This is a genomic window from Rhodopila sp., assembly GCF_965277165.1.
Classification (GTDB): domain Bacteria; phylum Pseudomonadota; class Alphaproteobacteria; order Acetobacterales; family Acetobacteraceae; genus Rhodopila.
This window is the reverse complement of the sequence record NZ_CBDICE010000006.1, coordinates 179,515-197,719: the sequence shown is the minus strand read 5'-3', so window position 1 is coordinate 197,719 and position 18,205 is coordinate 179,515. Positions and strand designations below refer to the sequence as shown.

Genomic DNA, 18,205 nt, shown 5'->3' with positions numbered 1-18,205 from the left:
TCCCCTACCAGTCGGTGTTGAAGCCGGCGAAGGTGTGTGGAATGCGCTGGATGTCGCGCACCAGTTCCCCAGCCAGCCCCGGCGCGATCCCCGCCGGAAAACGCAGGTCGATCGAATCCGCCACCCCGCCGAATCGCCGCTCGATCGCCGCCGGCAATTCGTCATAGGTGCCGCACGCAGCAAATATCCGCACCGCGTCGTCCGGCACCTCCGCCGCCATCCGGTCCCACTGCCCCTCCACCGACATGCGGTGCAGCCTGGCCCCCAGTTCCTCCAGCCCATGCAGCGCCAGGATCGGCAGATAGGTCCGGGTGGACCCATAAAACCCGATACGCCGCCTGGCCTTTTCCATTTCCGCCGCAACCGTCGCCTGATCCGGCCCGGTGCAGACGAAGCCGCCGCCATGCACGTCGAAGTTCAGCCGAGACCGACCGCTGCGCCGCATCCCCTCCATCATCTGCGGCAGGCCCACCTGCTCCAGATACGCCCGCGAGCACAGCGGATGCAGCCGCACCCCGTCGCCAACCTGACCGGCGACCCGCAGCATCGCTTCCCCCACCGCCGCCACCGTCACCGGCACCATCGAAAGCCCGGTGGGTTCGGGCGAGAAATCCGGCGTCATCAGCGAAAGCTTGTAATGCGGGCTGTCGAAATCCAGCCGCCCGCGCGTCTCCCACGCCCGCCACACCGCCCGCAGCGCGCCGACATAATCGCGCATCCGAGGCGCCGGCGCGGTCCAGCCAATGCCGAACCGCCGCTCGTTGTGCCCCTTCACCTGGCTGCCCAGCCCCAGCACCAGCCGCCCGCCGGAATTGGCGTGAATATCCCACGCCTGCTGAGCCAGCACCGTCGGGCTGCGCGGAAACGCCACCACCACCGACGGCGTCAGCTCCGCCCGTTCGGTCGCCAACGCCGCCAGCGCCAGCGGTGCCAGCGGGTCATGCCCCAGCTCCACCGTCATCAGCGCATCGAACCCCACCGCCTCGGCGGCGGCGGCGGCCGGACCCACGTCACGCCAATGCCGCTGTGGCAGAACGGTGAAGATCCGCATCAGCCCCTGGCCAGCCGGCGCTCGACAAACGCCAGCCGGTCCTGTCCCCAGAAAATCTCTTCCCCGATCACATAGCAGGGCGCGCCGAACACGCCCCGCCGCAGCGCCGCCTCGGTATCGGCGATCCGCCGTTCCGCCCAGCGCGGGTCCTCCCCCAGCTTCAGCACCTGATCGGCGTTCAGTCCCACATCGCCGATCAAACCCGCCAGAGTGGCAACGTCGCCGGCGTTCTTGTCCTCTTGCCAGACCGCCTTCAGCACCCGGTGCGCCAGCTTGATCGCCGGCCCGTCCCCCATCGTCTCGCGCACCCCGATCACGCAGGGCGCGGAAAGCTGCTCGCTGCTGGGAAAGAACTTCGGCTGGACCTGGATCGGGATTCCCAGCCAATCCCGCCACCGCGCCAGTTCGGCCAGCCGATAGGCCTGGCGCTGCGCCGATCGCTTCGGCAGCGGCAACCCACCGGAGGCGGCAAAGATCGCCCCGAAATCCGCCGGATAGATCCGCATCGTGGCACAAGCGGCCATCGCCATCGCCTCGATCCGCGCCGCCCCCAGATGCGTCCAAGGCGAGTTCAGCGAAACATAATAATCGATGTGCAAACCCATCCGCGTCCTCCCATCATTGCAGCCGATCCTGATCGAGCCCACCGATCCGCACAAGCCGATCCCCGCCGCCCAGCGAACCGCCCGATCCGCGCGACCACCCCGCAACCAACGATGAACTCGCCAATAAACCCAATCCGCGTTCATCCGTGTTAAAACACTTCACCCCGTCAACGCTCGAACCGATCTCAGAACCTTCCCCCACCCGCGGACACTTCGCAGCCCGACCAGGAGCACCCCCCATGAACTGGACCATCGGCGACGTCACGGTGACGAAAATCATCGAACTCGAAATGACCGGCGGCTCCCGCTTCCTGCTGCCGCAGGCAACCCCCGAGGCAGTACTGCCGATCACCTGGCTGCAACCGCACTTCGCCGATGCCACCGGCCGGCTGCGCCTCAGCATCCACAGCTTCGTCGTCGAAACCCCGACCCGGCGCATCATCGTCGATACCTGCCTGGGCAACGACAAGCAGGGCCGCCGCATCCCGCACTGGAACGACCGCGACGGCCCGTTCCTCGCCGATCTCGCCGCCGCCGGCTTCCCGCCGGAGAGTATCGACACCGTGCTGTGCACCCATCTCCACGTCGACCACGTCGGCTGGAACACCCAGCAAGTAGACGGCCAATGGGTGCCCACCTTCCCACGCGCCCAGTACCTGATGGGCCGCGCCGAATACGAGCACTGGCAAAGCGTGCAAGACCGTCCCGACATGGCAACCATCTTCGCCGATTCCGTCACCCCGATCATCGAGGCCGGTCTCGCCACCCTGGTCGAGACCAACGCCCGCATCTGCGACGAAATCACCCTGGTCCCGACCCTCGGCCACACCCCCGGCCATGTCAGCGTGATGATCCAGTCGAACGGTGAGCAAGCCCTGATCACCGGCGACTTCATGCACCACCCCTGCCAGATCGCCCACCCGGAATGGAGCACCCTGGCCGACAGCGACCCCGAACAAGGCATCGACACCCGCCGGCGGATGTTCCGCCGCCTCGCCGGCACGCCGGTGCTGATCATCGGCACCCATTTCGCCGGCGTCACCGCCGGCCGTCTTGTCGCCGACGGCGATACTTATCGGCTGGATGTGTGAAGCAAAGTCAGGGATTTGCCAAAAGATAGTCCGCCGGGCGGAGAATGCGTCTGCCGCGCCAACGGGTCAGCACCAACAGGTCTTTGTCACTCGAAACCAGTTTATCAGCCTGAGCGGCCAACATGAGCTCCAGGTATTTGTTGTCGCTGGCATCCCGGCAGTCGGCAACCGCATCAGTCGGCTCGAACAACCGCGCTGACGCAAGCAACAGGGCAAGAAATTCGTCACGCAACGTCTCATCCAGGAAGCGAGCAAGCTTCGGTCGATTGAACACGTCGAGGATCTCGTCCCGCACAGCGCGAGAAAGCGCCAAAGTGTCGACCGCGAGTGCCCTGTCGAATGCCTTTCCAGGCGTTCCGGACCGAACCATCGCCGCCCCCACAAGCGTGGAGGCATCGAAAACGATCAGCGCTGACGCTCGGCCTGATGGCCGGCCAATTCCGCTTCCACCAGCTCCTCGGTCAGACCCTTGGCCCGCGCATCCGCGGCGATCCGGTCCATGGCCGCAAGCAGCCGCCCCGCCCGCCGCTCGGGCCGTAGCCAGTCGCTGATCAACTCGCCCAGCGCTTGGCGCTTGAGCGGGTCTCGCTGGAGTTCCAGCGCCGCGGAATCCTCGACCGGTATCGCGACATCAACCGTCATGCGCATGCTCCGCTTCCGAGGTTATGCCCCCGCTCCGTTGCGCGGTCACGCGTTGTATCGAAAGGTCCCGCATTGAACCACGAGCAAAACGCGATCAAAATACCGTTCCAACGCCCATGATCCCCGAAAACGAACCTCCGGAACCACCCCATGACCCACCTCAACAGCGGCATCTTCCTCGCCCCGTTCCACGACCTCCGCGAAAACCCCGTCCTCGCCCTGGAACGCGACTTCGAATTGCTGCAGCACCTCGACGCGCTGAACTACACCGAGGCCTGGATCGGCGAACACCACTCCGGCGGCTTCGAGATCGTCGCCAGCCCCGAGGTCTTCATCGCCGCCGCCGCCGAACGCACCAAACACATCCGCCTCGGCACCGGCGTGGTCTCGCTGCCCTACCACAACCCGTTTCTCGTCGCCGACCGCATGGTCCAGCTCGACTACCAGACCCGAGGCAGAGCCATGCTAGGTGTCGGCCCCGGATCGCTGGTCCACGACGCGGTCAAGATCGGCATCGACCCCGCCGACCAGCGCCGCATGATGAACGAATCGCTCGACGTCATCATCGACCTGCTGCGCGGCGAGTCCGTCACCCGCAAGACCGACTGGTTCGACCTGCACGACGCCCGCCTGCAACTGCCCCCGTTCACCCGTCCGCGCATGGAAATGGCGGTCGCCGCCGCCCGCTCCCCCGCCGGAGCGCTCGCCGCCGGCCGCCACGGCATCGGCATGCTCTCGATCGGCGGCACCAGCGACGACGCCCTGAAACACCACGCCAGCAACTGGGACCTCTACGCCCGCACCGCGCGCGAGGCCGGCCATCAGCCGGATCGCAAGAACTGGCGTTTGGTCACCCTGATGCACATCGCCGAAACCCGCGAGCAGGCCAGGGAAAACGTCAAGCACGGCTTGGACCGGTTCTGCGACTACTTCCGCGACGTCGCCACCTTCCCGATCGTTCCAAATGAAATCACCGACCGTTACCAGTTCATGGTCGAAAGCGGGTCGGCCTGCATCGGCACCCCCGACGACGCCATCGCCTTCATCGAGCGCCTGCTGCAAGGTTCCGGCGGCTTCGGCGTGATCATGGAACTGGCGCAGAACTGGGCCGACTGGGCGCAAACCAAGCGCCACTACGAACTGATGGCGCGCTACGTCCACCCGCACTTCCAGGCCTCCAGCGAATGGCGCGGCGACAGCTACACCTTCGCCCGCGACCACCACGACGACTTCATCGGCCAATCCAGCGCCGCGGTGCAGGCCGAAATCGACCGCCACGCCAAGAAACCCCGCGCCGCCGAATAGCAATCGCCGGTACGGCCTGGCGGTGCCCCACGCCGCCAACTGCCGCGCCGGTCACGGCGAAAGGCCTTGGCCGCCCGGATCGATGGATCGCCTGCGGCCGCCGTCCTACCGCACGTAAACCCGCACCTGGTCGGCCGTCAGCCCCGGGTCGGTGCGCAGCGCCAGGTGGATCCGGCTCGACGGCACCTGGTCGCGCATGATCGAGCGCATCACCCCCAGCGCCCGCTGCTGCCCGGTCGACAACTCCCCGGCGTCCTTCATCATCGACACCACGTCATACTGCACATCGGCATCGCGCATCTCCGCCGCGCGCACCGCATAACTCAGCAACGCGGCATAATTCGGCGACGCCACCGTATAGTCGATCGTCACCAGCGGCGCCCGCGTATCCAGCACCACCGGCGCCGGCGGCGGAGCCGGCTGCGCCTCGGCCTCCGGCGACGGCGCGAAGGTCCGCTGGTCGATCAGCGTACAGCCGGTGAAGCTCAGCAGCGCCACGATAACCGGCATCATCCGCATCACTGGCGATACTCCGGCGCGTCACGATCCAGTTGCCGCTTGATGCTGGCCAGATGCAGTTCGGCCGAATCGCGGCCCCCCTCATGGCGCATCTGCTCCGCCGTCGCCGCCGCGATGTGGTGCGGCACCGACACCACCCTGCGCCCGGTGGACTGCGCCAGGACCTGCACCTCGCAAGCCCGCTCCAGATAATACAAGTCGTCCCAGGCCTTGGCGATGCTCGGCCCCAGCACCAGCACGCCGTGATGCTTCATGAACACGATGTCGGCGTCCCCGACGCTGGCGGCGATCCGGTCGCCCTCGGATTCGTCCAGCGCCAGCCCGTTGTAGTCCGCATCCAGCACCGTGCGGCCATGGAACTTCAGCGCGCTCTGCCCGGCCCAGACCAGCGGCTCGCCCTCCACCATGCACAGCGCGGTTGCGTTCGGCATGTGGGTATGAAACGCCGCCCTGGCGCGCGGCAGCCGCGCGTGCAACCGAGCATGGATGAAGAACGCGGTGTCCTCCGGCACCCCGTCGCCGGCGACCACGTGGCGATGGAAATCGCAGATCAGCAGTCTCGACGCGGTGATCTCGGAAAACGCCCAGCCGTCGGGATTGACCAGGAACAGGTCCTCCCGCCCCGGCACCATGAACGACAGATGGTTGCAGATGCCCTCGTGCAGGCCGCGCGCGGCGGCCGCCCGGAAGCACGCCGCCAGATCAACGCGGGCCCGCCATACCTCGGGGCCATCAAGCGCGCTGTTGCGCATAATCGAAGCATGGGGAATCGATACGGTCATGACCCATAGGCTTGCAGGAAGCCGCCCACTGGGCAAGATGCCCCAACACCGAACCAAGCGAGAAGATAGCCGGACCAAAAGATGCAACAGCCAGACCAACCCCGCACCAACCAACCGATCGACGCCAGGCGCCTGTGGGACAGCCTGATGGACTTCGCCCAGATCGGCGCCACCGCCAAGGGCGGCGTCCGCCGCCTGACCCTGACCGACATCGACAAGCGCGGCCGCGATCGCTTCCGCGCCGAGTGCGAGGCGCTCGGCCTGACCGTCCGCGTCGATGCCATCGGCAACATGTTCGCCCGCCGCCCCGGCCGCGACCCCAACCGACCCCCGGTACTGTTCGGCAGCCACCTCGACAGCCAGCCCAGCGGCGGCAAGTTCGACGGCGCCCTCGGCGTGCTCGCCGGGCTCGAAGTAATGCGCAGCCTGAACGACCTCAACATCGTCACCGAGGCACCGCTCGAACTGATCAACTGGACTGACGAGGAAGGCAGCCGGTTCGGCCACAGCCTGATGGGCTCCGGCGTCTGGGCCGGCGTGTTCGGCCTGGATAAAGCCTACGCCCTGACCGACACCGAGGGCCAATCCGTCGCCACCGCTCTCGACGCCATCGGCTACCGCGGCGACCAGCCAGCCTCGCCGTTCAACGCCGACGCCTATTTCGAGCTGCATATCGAACAAGGCCCGATCCTGGAACGCGAGGACCGCCGCATCGGCATCGTCACAGGCGCCCAATCGCAGGTCTGGTACGATATGGTTACGACCGGCCAGGACAGCCACGCCGGCACCACGCCGCCGTCTGCCCGCAAGGACGCGCTGGTCTGTGCCGCGCGCATCATCGACCTGGTGGACCGCCTGATGCGCGCCCGCGGTGACGACGGCCGCGGCACCGTCGGCCAGCTTCTGGTCACCCCCAACAGCCGCAACGTGATCCCCGGCGAGGTCCGCTTCTCGGTCGAGTTCCGCCATCCCTCGGATGGGCAGGTCGATGCCCTCGACCGCGAATTCCGCCCCGCCGCGCAAGCCATCGCCGACGCCGGCGGAATCCGGTTGGAGCTGACCACGCTGTTCCGCATCCCGGCCCAGCCGTTCGATGCCGGCTGCGTCGACCTGGTGCGCCAGGCCACCACCCGCCTGGGCTACAGCGCGCGTGAGATCGTCTCCGGCGCCGGCCACGACGCGGTCTATGTCGCGCGCCACGTCCCCACCGCGATGATCTTCACCCCGTGCAAGGACGGCCTGTCGCACAACGAGGCCGAAAGCATCGAACCCGAACAAGCCCAGGCCGGCTGCCAGGTGCTGTTCGAGGCGGTGCTGGCGCGGGCCAATCGGACCTTGTAACAACAGTGATCGCGCTCCACGTGAGGAACAATCGTGCCGAATGATACGATTGACCAAACATGCGGCCGACGCGATGCAGGCCAGGGCTATCCGCTTTGAGTGGGTAGAGCAGACGCTAGCGCGACCAGATTGGATCAATGCCGACCCGGACCACTCCGATAGGATGCGCGCCTTCAAGGCAATTGCGGAACTCGATGGTCGCGTTTTGCGTGTCGTTTTTCGCCCAGATGGGCAGATGTGGCGGTGATCACGATCCACCCGGATAGGAATGCCAAGCCATGATGCGAACTAGCTATGATCCGGAAGCAGATGCGATGTTCGTCTGGTTCGCCCCCGAGGGCACCAAATCCTTAAGCACGACCAAAGTCGCTCCCGGCATCATGCTCGACTATGACAAAGACGGAAACTTGATCGGCATCGAAGTGCTCGACGTACGCGAAAGGGTCAGCGAACAGCGGAGCAAGGCCTGAGATCCTGGAACGACCCACGCGGATTATTCCACGCGAAACACTTCATCAGGGCATCGAGACCTGACCGAGTAAGGCCTGCTCTCCGCCCTCACGTCAATCCGCAGTGTCGCCAGCACCCGCACCACCGCATTATAGGGCTTGATCGCCGGCGTCAGGTCCGCGATCTGGTCATTCTCAAGTTCCGTTTTTCTGCTAGCGCCCGTTGCCCAGTTCCTTGCTTGGCGCGCCCCTTGCTTGGCCTGCCCCTTGCTCGGTTTCGGCTAAGGGGGACACCACATTGGCAGCGCCAGCACAAGACGAAGCCACACACCCGGTCTGGCGGACCGACGGCTTCCCGGGCTGGGTCTCTGCTTGACCCAGCCCCCGGCCAGCCCATCAGGCAGCGGTCCCGACCGCGCACCGCTGCTTCGCCTCGACGGCATCCACAAAAGTTTCGGGGCCACCCGGGCATTGCAAGACGTGTCGCTCTCGCTGCGGCCCGGCGAAGTGCTCGCATTGCTTGGCGAAAACGGCGCCGGCAAGTCCACCCTGATCAAGATCTTGGCCGGAGTGCATTCCCTCGACCAGGGCGAGATCGTGTTCGACGGACATCCCGTTCGCGCCACCATGGCCGATCTGCCGATCGCCTTCGTCCATCAGGACCTCGGGCTGATCGAATGGATGACGGTGCTGGAGAATGTCTGCCTGACCCGAGGTTTCGCCCGTTCGGCCGGGCTGATTTCATGGCGCGCCTCACGTGCCGCCAGCGTCGCCGCGCTGGCGGTGCTGGGCGTCGAGATCGACCCCGACACCCGCGTCCGCGACCTGAGCCGAACCGAACGTTCCCTGGTCGCCATTGCCCGGGCTTTGAGCACCAATGCACGCATCGTGGTCATGGACGAGCCGACCGCCTCGCTGCCCGCCGATGAGGTAGCCCGCCTGTTCGCCGCCGTGCGGCGGCTGCGCGCAAGCGGCGTCAGCGTGATCTACGTCTCCCACCGCCTCGAAGAGATATTCGAAATCGCCGATCGGGTGGTCGTGCTGCGCGACGGTCGCGTCGTCGGCGACGGCGCGACAGCCGGCCTCAGCCCCGAGTCGCTGATCCACATGATCGTCGGCCGCAACACCGCCGCGACCGCCCGCATCCAGGGCCCGCCCAAGGCGCCCGAGGCATTGGCGATGCAACAGGCGATGATCGGCGATGTCGGCCCGCTGACATTCAGCCTCGGGTCCGGTGAGGTTCTCGCCCTGACAGGATTGCGCGGCGCCGGCCAGGAGGCGGTCGGCCGCGCCCTGTTCGGCTTGCTGCCGCTGGACGCCGGCGCGGTCCGCCTCGGCGGGCGGGAAACCCAGATCCCGGAACCGGCGGCGGCGATCCGCCAGGGCTTGCGCTATGTCAGCGCCGACCGCGATGGCGAGTCGGTGGTGCCAGGCTTCTCGGTGGCGGAAAACCTGTTTCTCAATCCGCGCGCCGCCGGCCGAACCCTGCTGGGCCGCATCCGCCACCGCAGGGAAACCGCCGAGGCTCGGCGGATCGGCAGCGTCCTCAGGCTCAGCCCCAACGATCCCGCCGCCCAGATCGAGGCGCTCTCGGGCGGCAACAAGCAAAAGGTCGTGCTCGGACGCTGGCTGCACCTGCGCGGCCAGATACTGATTCTGGAGGACCCGACAGCCGGCGTCGATGTCGGCGCCAAGGAGGGCATCTACCGCCTGCTGCACGATGCCGTCGCCGACGGCCTCGCGGTGCTGCTGATCGCCACCGACTTCGCCGAGGTCGCCGCATTGTGCCGCCGCGCCCTGGTGTTCAGCCGCGGCCGGATCGTGCGCGAACTGGCCGACGAGGCGCTGACCGCCGGATCGGTCCTGGCCGCGGCGTCGATGACCAGCGTCCCGTGAACCGCCATCGCATGACCCCCCGCATCGCAAGAACCCCCATCGCATGACGATCGCGCGTGACGCCAGGCGCCATCAGCCCCACCAAGGTGAGACATGCAGTCGCTGAAATCCAACGCGCTGGAACCCACAGCCGCGGAGTTGGCACAACTGCCGATCGGCCAACGCTTCGCCAAGCTGCTGCCGGTCTACGGCCTGCCGGTCCTCGCGGTCGCGCTGATCGTGCTGTTCTCGTTGCTGTTTCCGGATACCTTTCCAACCGAGGCCAACTTCAGCGCCATCATCGACAACAAGGCGGTGATCGCGCTGCTGTCGCTGGCGGTGCTGTGTCCGATGATCACCGGCAAGATCGACCTGACGATCGGCTACGGTATCGTGCTCTGGCACATCATGGCGATCAGCCTGCAGGTCCGCTTCGGCGTGCCATGGTTCGCCGCGGTGGCGATCGTGCTGCTGGCAGGGGTCGGTCTCGGGCTGCTCAACGGGCTGCTGGTCGAGATCGCGATGATCGACTCGTTCATCGCCACCCTCGGCGTCGGCACGGTGCTGTATGCCATCGCCCTGTGGCACACCGGCGGACAGCAGATCGTCGGTGACCTGTCCCCGGCGTTTACCGCCATCGATACGCTATTTGTCGGACCGCTGCCGATCACCACGTTCTATATTGTGGGCCTTGGCGTGGTCCAGTGGCTGGTGTTCGAACACACACCATTCGGGCGAGCGCTCTACGCGATCGGTGCCAACCCGCGCGCCGCGCTGCTCAATGGGATTCCGGTTCGCCGCTACGTCATCCTTGGTTTCGTGGCGTCCGGCCTGCTCACCGCGGCGGCCGGGGTGGTGCTGGCAGCCAAGCTGCAGATCGGCCAGGCCAGCGTCGGGCTGGACTATCTGCTTCCCGCCCTGGTGGGGGTGTTCCTGGGCTCGACCACGATCAAACCCGGACGCGTCAATGTCTGGGGCACCCTGGTTGCCGTCGTCGTTCTGGCGGTGGGGATTTCCGGCATCCAGGAGTTCGGCGCGGACTTCTACGTCGAGCCGCTGTTCAATGGCGCGACGCTGCTGGTCTCGATCGCGATCGCCGGCTACGCGCAACGCCGATCCAATTCGGCAAACCGCAAGCCGGCTGGTTCCCCCCGATCGGCCATCGATATGGCTGCACCCGTAACTGTGAATGGAGACGAAATTTGACCGCCAGGCAGACTCTGATCGCGGCTGGCGCCGCCCTGTTGTGCTCCGTCGCCCTGTTGTGCTCCGTTCCAGCGATCGCGGCCGATAAACTGGACGTGGCGACGGCGAAGGCCATCGTCGCCAAGGCCAGCGCCCCGTCGCTGCCGTGGGACGGCCCGACCACCGGCCCCAAGGCACCCACCGGCAAGAAGGTCATCCTGGTGTCGGGCGATCAGCGCAACGGCGGCTCGCTCGGTGTCAGCCAAGGGGTGACGGAAGCCGCCAAGGTGGTCGGCTGGGACCTGCGCATCCTCGACGGAGCCGGATCGATCGCCAGCCGCACCGCCGCCTTCGCGCAGGCGATCGCGCTGAAGCCCGACGTGATCATCGCCGACAACGACGACGCGGTCGAGCAGAAAACCAGCCTGGCGAAGGCCAAGGCCGCCGGCATTCCGGTGATCGGCTGGCACTCCACCATCAAGCCCGGCACCGACCCAGACGTGGCGCTGTTCACCAATATCTCGACCGATCCGCTGAACGTCGCCCGGGTCTCCGCCGCCCTCGCGGTGGCGCTGTCGGACGGCAAGGCCAACGTGGTGATCTTCACCGATTCCAGCGGCAAGATCTCCATCCTGAAATCCGATGCCATGGCCGCCAACATTCGCGCCTGCCCCGGCTGTTCCGTGCTGACCACCATCGACACGCCGTTGGCCGATGTCTCCAACCGCATCCCACAAATGACCGAGTCGCTGCTGCAGCGCTATGGCGCGAAATGGACCTATTCACTGGCCATCAACGATGGCTTCTACGACTTCATGGCGCCGTCGCTGAAGGCGGCCCGCAAGGCTCCGGGCGACGCACCGCACAACATCGCCGGCGGGGACGGCAGCATCGCCGCGTTCGAGCGCATCCGCAACGGCAGCTATCAGGTGGCGACGGTCGCCGAACCCCTGCACCTGCACGGCTGGCAGGCAATCGACGAGGCCAACCGCGCGCTGGCCGGACAGCCGCCCAGCAACTACGTGGCGCCGACCCATCTGGTGACCAAGACCGACATCGGATCCGACGGCGGACCCGACAACGTCTACGACCCGTCGAACGGCTATCGCGCTGCCTACCGAAAGATCTGGGGCCGGTAGAACCGGCAGCAGCCCCGGTTACCAGACAGTTGACGATACAAACCTCGTGCCCGGCCTGGACGCTTCAATCGAAGCGCCAGTGCGGGCGCCATGATTACCTGTGCAACTAACTCATGGCGTATGCCACGGCGCTCTCACTGCGGCAACGGAAACCGCTCCAGGTAAGGCATGTATTCCGGCTCCACATCGATCGCCAGCGTCGCCAGCACCCGCACCACGGCATTGTAGAAGCCGATCGCCAGCGTCAGATCCAGCACAATCTCATCGCCCAGCTCGGTGCGCAGCGCAGCAAACGTCGCCGCTTCCATCGCGCCGTCCGCCGTCATCTGACGCGCCGCGAGCAGCACGAGTTTCGCCAACGGATCAAGACCGTTCGGCCGTCCCGCGGTATCATCGATCAGATCCTGGACATCCTGGTCGCTGACCCCGAAATCATGCCCCAGCTTGACATGATGCGACCACTCGTAGGGCGATCGCGCCAGCCAGCCGACCTGCAGGATGGCAAGCTCGCGCAGCCTCGGATCAAGCTTGCTGCCGTGGCGGATATAGCCGCCCAGACCCAGGAACGCCCGCGCCGCCTTGGGCGAATTGACCAGCGCCTTGGCCAGCGCGATCGGTCGCTGCAGCAGATCGCGGTCCGCCGGCGCAAGATCGGATACCTCAAGGTAGGGCAGACGAGCCATCGGTTTCCTCCGTTCAACCGGTTCAGGCTATAACCGCTTCGTCCGGCATGAAATCCCCGCCGTCCCCACCCAGGAACCCGCAGCCATGCTCGCAGTCGCCACCGCCGACGGACACCTGACCATCGGCGCCGAAACGTTCCGCGCGGGGCTGGGGCGTGGTGGCGTGCGCGCCGCAAAGCAAGAGGGCGACGGCGCCACCCCGCTGGCCGCGCTGGCGTTGCGCCAGGTGCTGTATCGCTCCGACCGCGGCGCCGCCCCGGTCTGTGCGGTTCCGGTCGAACCGTTGTCGCCGCAAGACGGCTGGTGCGACGACCCGGCCAACGCCGCCTACAACAGGCGCGTCCGCCTGCCGATCCAGGCCAGCGCCGAACGGCTGTGGCGCGACGACGCGCTCTACGACATCATCGGCGTGCTGGGCTGGAACGACGCCCCGGTCCGGCGCGGCCGCGGCTCCGCCATCTTCCTCCACATCGCCCGCCCGGACTACGCACCGACCGATGGCTGCATCGCCCTGGCGGCGAACGACCTGCGCCGCGTGCTGGCGCTGGGACTGACCGAGATCATGGTCAGGACGTGACTGGCACGAAACGATACGCCTCGGCCTGGCAACGCAGCGCCAGCCGGCACGCCGAGAACAGCCGCCCAGCCTCCGCCATCCGCCCGCCGCGGTCGCGCACATCATCGAGGAAGTCGCGGTAATAGGCCACAGGCCGGTCGGCGCGGCCGTCGTAGCGAGTCCGTTGCTTGCAAGTTATGAACATGTGATCGCCGCCGGGCCGGCCCAGCAGGTCCAGGTTCTTGCGCAGCTCCAGCGTGCCCTCGGTGCCGACCAGGAACAGCCGCCCATCGCCCCAGTCCGCCAGCCCGTCCGGCGTGAACCAGTCCAGCCGCATCGAGCCCGTCATCGCCGCACTGCGCAGGGTGATCTCGGCAAAATCCTCGAACCCGGGCGGAGCGGTGCCGAAACAGCCGATGGTGGCCGCTGCGATCGTTGCATCGGAAACATCGGCGAAGGCCAGGAACTGATCGATCGAATGCAGGCCGATATCGTTGATGATGCCGCCATAGGCCGCGCGATCGAAGAACCAGGCCGGCCGCAAGGCCCGGTTCAGCCGATGCGGTGCCAGGCTGGTCAGGCTGACCAGCCGACCGAGCTCCCCCGAACGTGCCACCGCCAGCGCCGCCTGCACGGATGCCGAGGTCAGTCGCCCCAGCGCGACTGACCAGATCCGCCCGGTCTCCGCTACCGCCGCCTCGACCGCGGCCAGCTGATCGGGCGTGGTCACCCCCGGTTTGTCCACCATCACATCCTTGCCGCATCGCATCGCTCGGATTGCCATCGCGGCGCGGTCGCGCGGCACCGAACACAGCACGACGAAGTCGATCGAGGGATCATCCAGCAGCCGGTCCCGACCCATCGCCGGGACATCGGGAAAGCGCTTGCGAAACCCCGTCAGCACCCGTGGGTCCGAGGTCTCCGGGTCATGCCCGGCACACACCGCGCCGGCCGCCAGCAGCCCGGCGGTCAGATCGTAAACGTGACGATGATCCAGTCCGATGGCGGCAAAGCGTGGCATGATCGATACCTGAGCGTTCCTAACCGATCAGCCTCGCACCATCTTCCCCCGCGGGCAACCACGGTCCACAATGGCGCCCGGTTCACACAACGGGGGAACACCAACCATGGCTGATCGTGTCGCCATCATCACCGGGGCCGGCAGCGGCATCGGCCGCGCCACCGCGCTCAATCTGCTGGCGGATGGCTGGTCGGTCGCGCTGGCCGGACGGCGCCGCGACGCGCTGGAGGAAACCGCCGGCATGGCCAAGGCCGGCAACGCCCTGGTGGTGCCGACCGATGTCACCGACCCAGCGCAGGTGGACGCGCTGTTCGCCAAGGTGAAGGCCGCGCATGGTCGGCTCGATACGTTGTTCAACAACGCCGGCGGCAACGTGCCGACCACCAACTTCGGCGACTTCACCTTCGAGATGTGGCGCCATGTCTGCGCGATCAACCTGGACGCGATGTTCCTGTGCGCCAACGCCGCGTTCCGCATGATGCGCGACCAGCAGCCGCAGGGCGGGCGGATCATCAACAACGGCTCGATCTCGGCGCACAACCCGCGCCCCGGTTCGGTTGCCTATACTTCGACCAAGCACGCGATCACCGGGTTGACCAAGTCGATTGCGCTGGACGGACGGCAATACGACATCTGCGCCAGCCAGGTCGACATCGGCAACGCCGCCACCCCGATGACCGCGCGTTCGACCAATGGTCAGATGCAGCCGCACGGCCAGATGGCGGTCGAGCCGCGCATGGAGGCCGACCATGTCGGCAAGCAGGTGGCGTTCATGGCCAGCCTGCCGCTGGAATCGAACGTCCAGTTCGTTACCATCATGGCGACCAAGATGCCGTGGGTCGGCCGCGGCTGACCCCGGCCAGCAATCAGTACGGCCGGTCGCCCTTGATGGTGACCCGGTAGCCGGAGCGAAGCTGCGGGTAGTAGTCCCACATGGCGATGTGCTGCACCGCGCGGTTGTCCCAGAAGGCGATCGAATGCGGCTGCCAACTGAACCGCACCTGGTAGGCCGGCTTGGTGCAGTGCGCATACAGGAAGTCCAGCACCGCGCGGCTTTCGTCCTCCGACAGTTCGTTGATATGGGTGGTGAAGTTCTCGTTGACGAACAGCGCCTTGCGTTTGCTCACCGGATGGGTGCGCACCACCGGATGCTCCGCCTGGGGGAAAACCCGATGACGGTCGTCCACCCCATTCAGGCGGTTGGTCCGGCGGTAGGACCGCTCCCCCGAATGGGTCGCGGTCAGTCCGTCGAGGAAACCCCGGAACGCCGGCGTCAGATCGTCGTACGCCGCCGACTGGCTGGCGAAGATGGTATCGCCGCCGGTCTCGGGCACGGTGTGCAGCGCCAGGATGCTGCCCAACGGCGGCTCCGCGTCGCACGACACGTCGGAGTGCCACCGCTCGCCGTTGGCCCGCTTGGAGTTGGCGTCGGTGTGGATCGGCAGGATCTCGGGGTGGCCCTCGGGACCTGGGGTATTGGGGTGGATGTGCAGTTCACCGAAATGACGGCCCAAGGTCTTCTGCTGCTCCAGGCTGATCTTCTGATCGCGGAAGAACAGCACCTGGTGGTCGGCCAGCGCCGCGTGCAGGTCCTCGACCTGGCGGTTGCTGAGCACGGCGGTCAGATCGATGTCGGAGATCTCGGCGCCCAGCCGGGGCGTCACCGGGCGTACCCGGATCGAGGCGTAGGTCATGGCGTGGTTCCTCCGTTTCAGGGCGTCGGTTGCGCAACGCTCGCCGATGCTGAATTGATGATGCCGACCCGGACTTTCAGCCAGGCGCCGACAACGTGCAAGGGTGAGCGCATGAACCAGACCAGCGATCCCGACCTCGCCGCCGCTGCGGCACTGCGCCTGATCGGCCCCGATCCGGCGAACTGGGTCCCCGACCGAACGGGGATCGACCACAACGTCGTGCTGGTCGGCGGCGGCCAGACCGGGTCGGCGCTGGCGTTCGCGCTGCGCCGCGCCGGCATCGGCAAGGTGTCGGTGATCGATGCCGCAGCCGACGCGGCGCATGCCGGCGGTTGGCTGACCTCGGCGCGGATGAACCTGTTGCGCACGCCGAAGAACCTGCCCGGGCCGGAGTTGGGCATTCCGGCGCTGGGGTTTCAGGCCTGGTACGAAGCGCGACACGGGCAGGCCGCCTATGCCGCGATGGAGCGGATCCCTCGCCTGGCCTGGGCCGAATACCTTGGCTGGTATCAGCGCTTCCTCGCCATTCGGGTGCGCTACGGCTGTCGGCTGCTGCGCATCGAGCCGGCGGCGGACGGCTTTCGCCTGCATCTGGCGATCGACGGACGCGAAACGGTCGAGACCACGCGGAAGATCGTGCTGGCGACCGGGTTCACCGGCAATGGCGGGGCGTATATCCCACCGGTTCTCGCCGAGCTGCCGGCCTCGGTGCTGTCGCACACCGAACAGACGATCGAGTTCGCAGCCTTGCGCGGCAAGGTGGTGGCGGTGGTCGGGGCGGCGGCGGCCGCATTCGACGCCGCCGGCGTGGCGCTGGAGCAGGGCGCCGCTTCGGTGCATCTGTTCGCTCGCCGGGCCTCGATCGCCTCGGTGCCGATCACCCGAACGCGCGGCTATCCGGGCGCCTATGACAACTACCGCGACCTGCCCGACGCGGTTCGCTGGGACCAGGCGATCCGCTTCCGCCGCGCCGGATCGACGCCGACCATTGATGCGATCGAGCGCGCGGTCGGCTTCGCCAACTTCCACCTGCACCTTGGCGCCGTTTGGCATCAGGCGGCGGTGGCGGGCGGCCAGGTGGTGGCGGAAGTCTCCGACGGCGGTTATCGTTTCGATCACGTCATTGCCGGCACCGGCTATTTCGTCGATCCATCGGCGCGTCCGGAACTCGCCGGATTTGCCGAGGAGATCCTGCTGTGGCGCGACCGCTACCAGCCGCCGGCCGATCGGCAGGACGCTTTCCTCGGCGCCCATCCGTATCTGGGGAATGGGCATGAGTATCTGCAACGGACCCCGGGGCGGGCGCCCTATCTGCGCAACATCCACGTCCACAACCCGGCCGGTTTCGTCAGCTTCGGGCTGCCGATCGGGGACGTGCCCAGCATGCGGCGCGACATTCCGCTGGTCGCCGCGCGGATCAGCCGGGATCTGTTCCTGGCCGATCTGGACCGCCACCAGGCTCGCATGGGGGGGACGGTGGCGGCGGATTTTCCCGATCAGGTTTACGCGTCGGCGGTGTGGCAGCGGAGCGAGCGGCAATCGGGCTGAGCGGGCGCGCGGGGGGCTGGGGCGCGGTCGTCCGGGTGCCGGTCAGGCGACGACGTCGAGCGGCAGCGCGTCGACAGCCTGGCGTTCGGAGGCGAGCGCCAGGCGCACCACGATGGGGCGGTGGTCGGAGGCCTCGCGCAGCAGGGCGCGCGCTTCCAGGCAGGCGACGCCGCGGATCAGGCAGCGGTCGACGCGCAACGGCACCATATCGCCGGCGACATGGGTGGGTTCGCGCGGTCCGACGTCGCGAAACCCCGGCAGCAAGGGTGGCCCGATCAGGTTGTAGTCGCCCACCACCGCGGATCGGTACGGCAGCACCTTGGCGATGCGGCGCAGCTGGCGGCGGTTGAGGATCTGGCCGTGCGACAGATGGACGTTGGCGACAGTGATCGAGCCGAACTGGATGATCTGGCAGATCCGGTTGAACATCGCCCCGGCCTGCAGCGGCATCACCACGGGGCGGCTAAGCAGCGGGTTCGGGGTCCAGACCGCCAGGCCATGCACCCGGCCGGGCAACTGGTTGCGCTGATAATGACCGCCGACCCTGCGGGTCAGTCCATCGATGTCCTGGGTTGCCTCCTGCATCAGCAGGATGTCGGGGTCCTCGCGCCGGATCAGCCGGACGATGTCGTCGAGCGAGGCACCGGTCAGCCGCAGCAGGTTCCAACTGATCAGTTTTGTCATTGCGTTGCTCAAATGGGCCTGTACGATGAGTGAGA

General features: G+C 67.0%; 21 protein-coding genes. 11 read left to right on the top strand and 10 right to left on the bottom strand.

Translation table 11 applies throughout. From position 1 onward, the window contains the following. Nucleotides 1-4 precede the first annotated feature (4 nt). Together ACQY4Y_RS12620 and ACQY4Y_RS12615 are read right to left on the bottom strand one after the other, a co-directional pair. Nucleotides 5-1,051, bottom strand: coding sequence for a TIGR03617 family F420-dependent LLM class oxidoreductase (locus ACQY4Y_RS12620; RefSeq protein ID WP_428490964.1), 1,047 nt, complete (start codon nt 1,049-1,051; stop codon nt 5-7). Further along, nucleotides 1,051-1,656: a 2-hydroxychromene-2-carboxylate isomerase gene (locus tag ACQY4Y_RS12615; protein WP_428490963.1), complete on the bottom strand. Its 606-nt coding sequence runs from the start codon at nt 1,654-1,656 to the stop codon at nt 1,051-1,053. The genes ACQY4Y_RS12620 and ACQY4Y_RS12615 overlap by 1 nt, the downstream gene beginning before the upstream one ends. Nucleotides 1,657-1,895: 239 nt before the next feature. On the opposite strand from ACQY4Y_RS12615, the gene ACQY4Y_RS12610 reads away from it, so the two are divergent. Continuing rightward, nucleotides 1,896-2,747, top strand: a complete 852-nt coding sequence (locus ACQY4Y_RS12610; RefSeq protein ID WP_428490962.1) for an MBL fold metallo-hydrolase — start codon at nt 1,896-1,898, stop codon at nt 2,745-2,747. A gap of 7 nt (nt 2,748-2,754) precedes the next feature. Here ACQY4Y_RS12610 and ACQY4Y_RS12605 read toward each other — a convergent pair whose 3' ends face one another. Next, nucleotides 2,755-3,153 (bottom strand): putative toxin-antitoxin system toxin component, PIN family, encoded by a 399-nt coding sequence (locus tag ACQY4Y_RS12605; protein ID WP_428493630.1) that lies wholly within the window; start codon nt 3,151-3,153, stop codon nt 2,755-2,757. Further along, nucleotides 3,153-3,389, bottom strand: a complete 237-nt coding sequence (locus tag ACQY4Y_RS12600; protein ID WP_428490961.1) for a hypothetical protein — start codon at nt 3,387-3,389, stop codon at nt 3,153-3,155. The genes ACQY4Y_RS12605 and ACQY4Y_RS12600 overlap by 1 nt, the downstream gene beginning before the upstream one ends. Before the next feature lie 150 nt (nt 3,390-3,539). Between ACQY4Y_RS12600 and ACQY4Y_RS12595 the strand changes: the two genes are divergently transcribed. Beyond that, a complete protein-coding gene (locus ACQY4Y_RS12595) occupies nt 3,540-4,694 on the top strand; it encodes an LLM class flavin-dependent oxidoreductase (RefSeq protein WP_428490960.1) in 1,155 nt (384 codons plus the stop codon). A gap of 105 nt (nt 4,695-4,799) precedes the next feature. Here ACQY4Y_RS12595 and ACQY4Y_RS12590 read toward each other — a convergent pair whose 3' ends face one another. Together ACQY4Y_RS12590 and ACQY4Y_RS12585 are read right to left on the bottom strand one after the other, a co-directional pair. Beyond that, nucleotides 4,800-5,213: a hypothetical protein gene (locus ACQY4Y_RS12590; RefSeq protein WP_428490959.1), complete on the bottom strand. Its 414-nt coding sequence runs from the start codon at nt 5,211-5,213 to the stop codon at nt 4,800-4,802. Beyond that, a complete protein-coding gene (locus ACQY4Y_RS12585) occupies nt 5,213-5,995 on the bottom strand; it encodes an aldolase (protein ID WP_428490958.1) in 783 nt (260 codons plus the stop codon). The genes ACQY4Y_RS12590 and ACQY4Y_RS12585 overlap by 1 nt, the downstream gene beginning before the upstream one ends. Nucleotides 5,996-6,076: 81 nt before the next feature. Here ACQY4Y_RS12585 and ACQY4Y_RS12580 point away from each other — a divergent pair, with 81 nt between their 5' ends. From ACQY4Y_RS12580 to ACQY4Y_RS12555, 6 genes are all read left to right on the top strand, one after another. Next, the gene (locus ACQY4Y_RS12580; protein ID WP_428490957.1) at nt 6,077-7,336 is read left to right on the top strand and encodes a Zn-dependent hydrolase; all 1,260 of its coding nucleotides are present in this window, start codon (nt 6,077-6,079) and stop codon (nt 7,334-7,336) included. Nucleotides 7,337-7,376: 40 nt separating this feature from the next. Next, entirely contained in the window at nt 7,377-7,583 is a 207-nt protein-coding gene (locus tag ACQY4Y_RS12575) for a DUF4258 domain-containing protein (RefSeq protein ID WP_428490956.1), read from the top strand. Nucleotides 7,584-7,614: 31 nt separating this feature from the next. Next, the gene (locus ACQY4Y_RS12570) at nt 7,615-7,806 is read left to right on the top strand and encodes a DUF2283 domain-containing protein (protein ID WP_428490955.1); all 192 of its coding nucleotides are present in this window, start codon (nt 7,615-7,617) and stop codon (nt 7,804-7,806) included. A gap of 351 nt (nt 7,807-8,157) precedes the next feature. Beyond that, nucleotides 8,158-9,681 (top strand): sugar ABC transporter ATP-binding protein, encoded by a 1,524-nt coding sequence (locus ACQY4Y_RS12565; RefSeq protein WP_428490954.1) that lies wholly within the window; start codon nt 8,158-8,160, stop codon nt 9,679-9,681. A gap of 93 nt (nt 9,682-9,774) precedes the next feature. Next, nucleotides 9,775-10,866 (top strand): ABC transporter permease, encoded by a 1,092-nt coding sequence (locus ACQY4Y_RS12560; protein ID WP_428490953.1) that lies wholly within the window; start codon nt 9,775-9,777, stop codon nt 10,864-10,866. Next, nucleotides 10,863-11,984, top strand: a complete 1,122-nt coding sequence (locus ACQY4Y_RS12555; RefSeq protein WP_428490952.1) for a substrate-binding domain-containing protein — start codon at nt 10,863-10,865, stop codon at nt 11,982-11,984. Before ACQY4Y_RS12560 ends, ACQY4Y_RS12555 begins: the two co-directional genes overlap by 4 nt. Nucleotides 11,985-12,118: 134 nt before the next feature. On the opposite strand, the gene ACQY4Y_RS12550 is transcribed toward ACQY4Y_RS12555, so the two are convergent. After that, nucleotides 12,119-12,667: a carboxymuconolactone decarboxylase family protein gene (locus ACQY4Y_RS12550; protein ID WP_428490951.1), complete on the bottom strand. Its 549-nt coding sequence runs from the start codon at nt 12,665-12,667 to the stop codon at nt 12,119-12,121. An 85-nt stretch (nt 12,668-12,752) separates the two neighbouring features. On the opposite strand from ACQY4Y_RS12550, the gene ACQY4Y_RS12545 reads away from it, so the two are divergent. After that, nucleotides 12,753-13,244: a L,D-transpeptidase family protein gene (locus ACQY4Y_RS12545; RefSeq protein WP_428490950.1), complete on the top strand. Its 492-nt coding sequence runs from the start codon at nt 12,753-12,755 to the stop codon at nt 13,242-13,244. Here the strand turns inward: ACQY4Y_RS12545 and ACQY4Y_RS12540 are convergent. After that, the gene (locus ACQY4Y_RS12540) at nt 13,234-14,244 is read right to left on the bottom strand and encodes a Gfo/Idh/MocA family protein (RefSeq protein WP_428490949.1); all 1,011 of its coding nucleotides are present in this window, start codon (nt 14,242-14,244) and stop codon (nt 13,234-13,236) included. The two genes, ACQY4Y_RS12545 and ACQY4Y_RS12540, sit on opposite strands and share 11 nt — an antisense overlap. Before the next feature lie 106 nt (nt 14,245-14,350). Between ACQY4Y_RS12540 and ACQY4Y_RS12535 the strand changes: the two genes are divergently transcribed. After that, on the top strand, nt 14,351-15,097 hold the full coding sequence (locus tag ACQY4Y_RS12535) for an SDR family oxidoreductase (RefSeq protein ID WP_428490948.1): 747 nt from the start codon (nt 14,351-14,353) through the stop codon (nt 15,095-15,097). Between the two features lie 13 nt (nt 15,098-15,110). On the opposite strand, the gene ACQY4Y_RS12530 is transcribed toward ACQY4Y_RS12535, so the two are convergent. Beyond that, on the bottom strand, nt 15,111-15,938 hold the full coding sequence (locus ACQY4Y_RS12530) for a TauD/TfdA dioxygenase family protein (protein WP_428490947.1): 828 nt from the start codon (nt 15,936-15,938) through the stop codon (nt 15,111-15,113). A gap of 111 nt (nt 15,939-16,049) precedes the next feature. Between ACQY4Y_RS12530 and ACQY4Y_RS12525 the strand changes: the two genes are divergently transcribed. Then, nucleotides 16,050-17,486 carry an NAD(P)-binding domain-containing protein gene (locus ACQY4Y_RS12525; protein ID WP_428490946.1) on the top strand — a complete coding sequence of 479 codons (1,437 nt, stop codon included), beginning with the start codon at nt 16,050-16,052 and terminating at the stop codon, nt 17,484-17,486. Nucleotides 17,487-17,528: 42 nt separating this feature from the next. Here ACQY4Y_RS12525 and ACQY4Y_RS12520 read toward each other — a convergent pair whose 3' ends face one another. Next, entirely contained in the window at nt 17,529-18,170 is a 642-nt protein-coding gene (locus tag ACQY4Y_RS12520) for an endonuclease/exonuclease/phosphatase family protein (protein ID WP_428490945.1), read from the bottom strand. Between the last annotated feature and the right edge of the window lie 35 nt (nt 18,171-18,205).

Excerpts from the sequence above, each read along its gene's own strand:
- ACQY4Y_RS12550 (WP_428490951.1), bottom strand. The coding sequence starts at position 12,667 with ATGGCTCGTCTGCCCTACCTTGAGGTATCCGATCTTGCGCCGGCGGAC.
- ACQY4Y_RS12590 (WP_428490959.1), bottom strand. The coding sequence starts at position 5,213 with ATGCGGATGATGCCGGTTATCGTGGCGCTGCTGAGCTTCACCGGCTGT.
- ACQY4Y_RS12595 (WP_428490960.1), top strand. The coding sequence starts at position 3,540 with ATGACCCACCTCAACAGCGGCATCTTCCTCGCCCCGTTCCACGACCTC.
- ACQY4Y_RS12520 (WP_428490945.1), bottom strand. The coding sequence starts at position 18,170 with ATGACAAAACTGATCAGTTGGAACCTGCTGCGGCTGACCGGTGCCTCG.
- ACQY4Y_RS12535 (WP_428490948.1), top strand. The coding sequence starts at position 14,351 with ATGGCTGATCGTGTCGCCATCATCACCGGGGCCGGCAGCGGCATCGGC.
- ACQY4Y_RS12540 (WP_428490949.1), bottom strand. The coding sequence starts at position 14,244 with ATGCCACGCTTTGCCGCCATCGGACTGGATCATCGTCACGTTTACGAT.
- ACQY4Y_RS12585 (WP_428490958.1), bottom strand. The coding sequence starts at position 5,995 with ATGACCGTATCGATTCCCCATGCTTCGATTATGCGCAACAGCGCGCTT.
- ACQY4Y_RS12600 (WP_428490961.1), bottom strand. The coding sequence starts at position 3,389 with ATGACGGTTGATGTCGCGATACCGGTCGAGGATTCCGCGGCGCTGGAA.
- ACQY4Y_RS12580 (WP_428490957.1), top strand. The coding sequence starts at position 6,077 with ATGCAACAGCCAGACCAACCCCGCACCAACCAACCGATCGACGCCAGG.
- ACQY4Y_RS12610 (WP_428490962.1), top strand. The coding sequence starts at position 1,896 with ATGAACTGGACCATCGGCGACGTCACGGTGACGAAAATCATCGAACTC.
- ACQY4Y_RS12560 (WP_428490953.1), top strand. The coding sequence starts at position 9,775 with ATGCAGTCGCTGAAATCCAACGCGCTGGAACCCACAGCCGCGGAGTTG.
- ACQY4Y_RS12570 (WP_428490955.1), top strand. The coding sequence starts at position 7,615 with ATGATGCGAACTAGCTATGATCCGGAAGCAGATGCGATGTTCGTCTGG.
- ACQY4Y_RS12530 (WP_428490947.1), bottom strand. The coding sequence starts at position 15,938 with ATGACCTACGCCTCGATCCGGGTACGCCCGGTGACGCCCCGGCTGGGC.
- ACQY4Y_RS12525 (WP_428490946.1), top strand. The coding sequence starts at position 16,050 with ATGAACCAGACCAGCGATCCCGACCTCGCCGCCGCTGCGGCACTGCGC.
- ACQY4Y_RS12545 (WP_428490950.1), top strand. The coding sequence starts at position 12,753 with ATGCTCGCAGTCGCCACCGCCGACGGACACCTGACCATCGGCGCCGAA.
- ACQY4Y_RS12615 (WP_428490963.1), bottom strand. The coding sequence starts at position 1,656 with ATGGGTTTGCACATCGATTATTATGTTTCGCTGAACTCGCCTTGGACG.
- ACQY4Y_RS12575 (WP_428490956.1), top strand. The coding sequence starts at position 7,377 with ATGATACGATTGACCAAACATGCGGCCGACGCGATGCAGGCCAGGGCT.
- ACQY4Y_RS12620 (WP_428490964.1), bottom strand. The coding sequence starts at position 1,051 with ATGCGGATCTTCACCGTTCTGCCACAGCGGCATTGGCGTGACGTGGGT.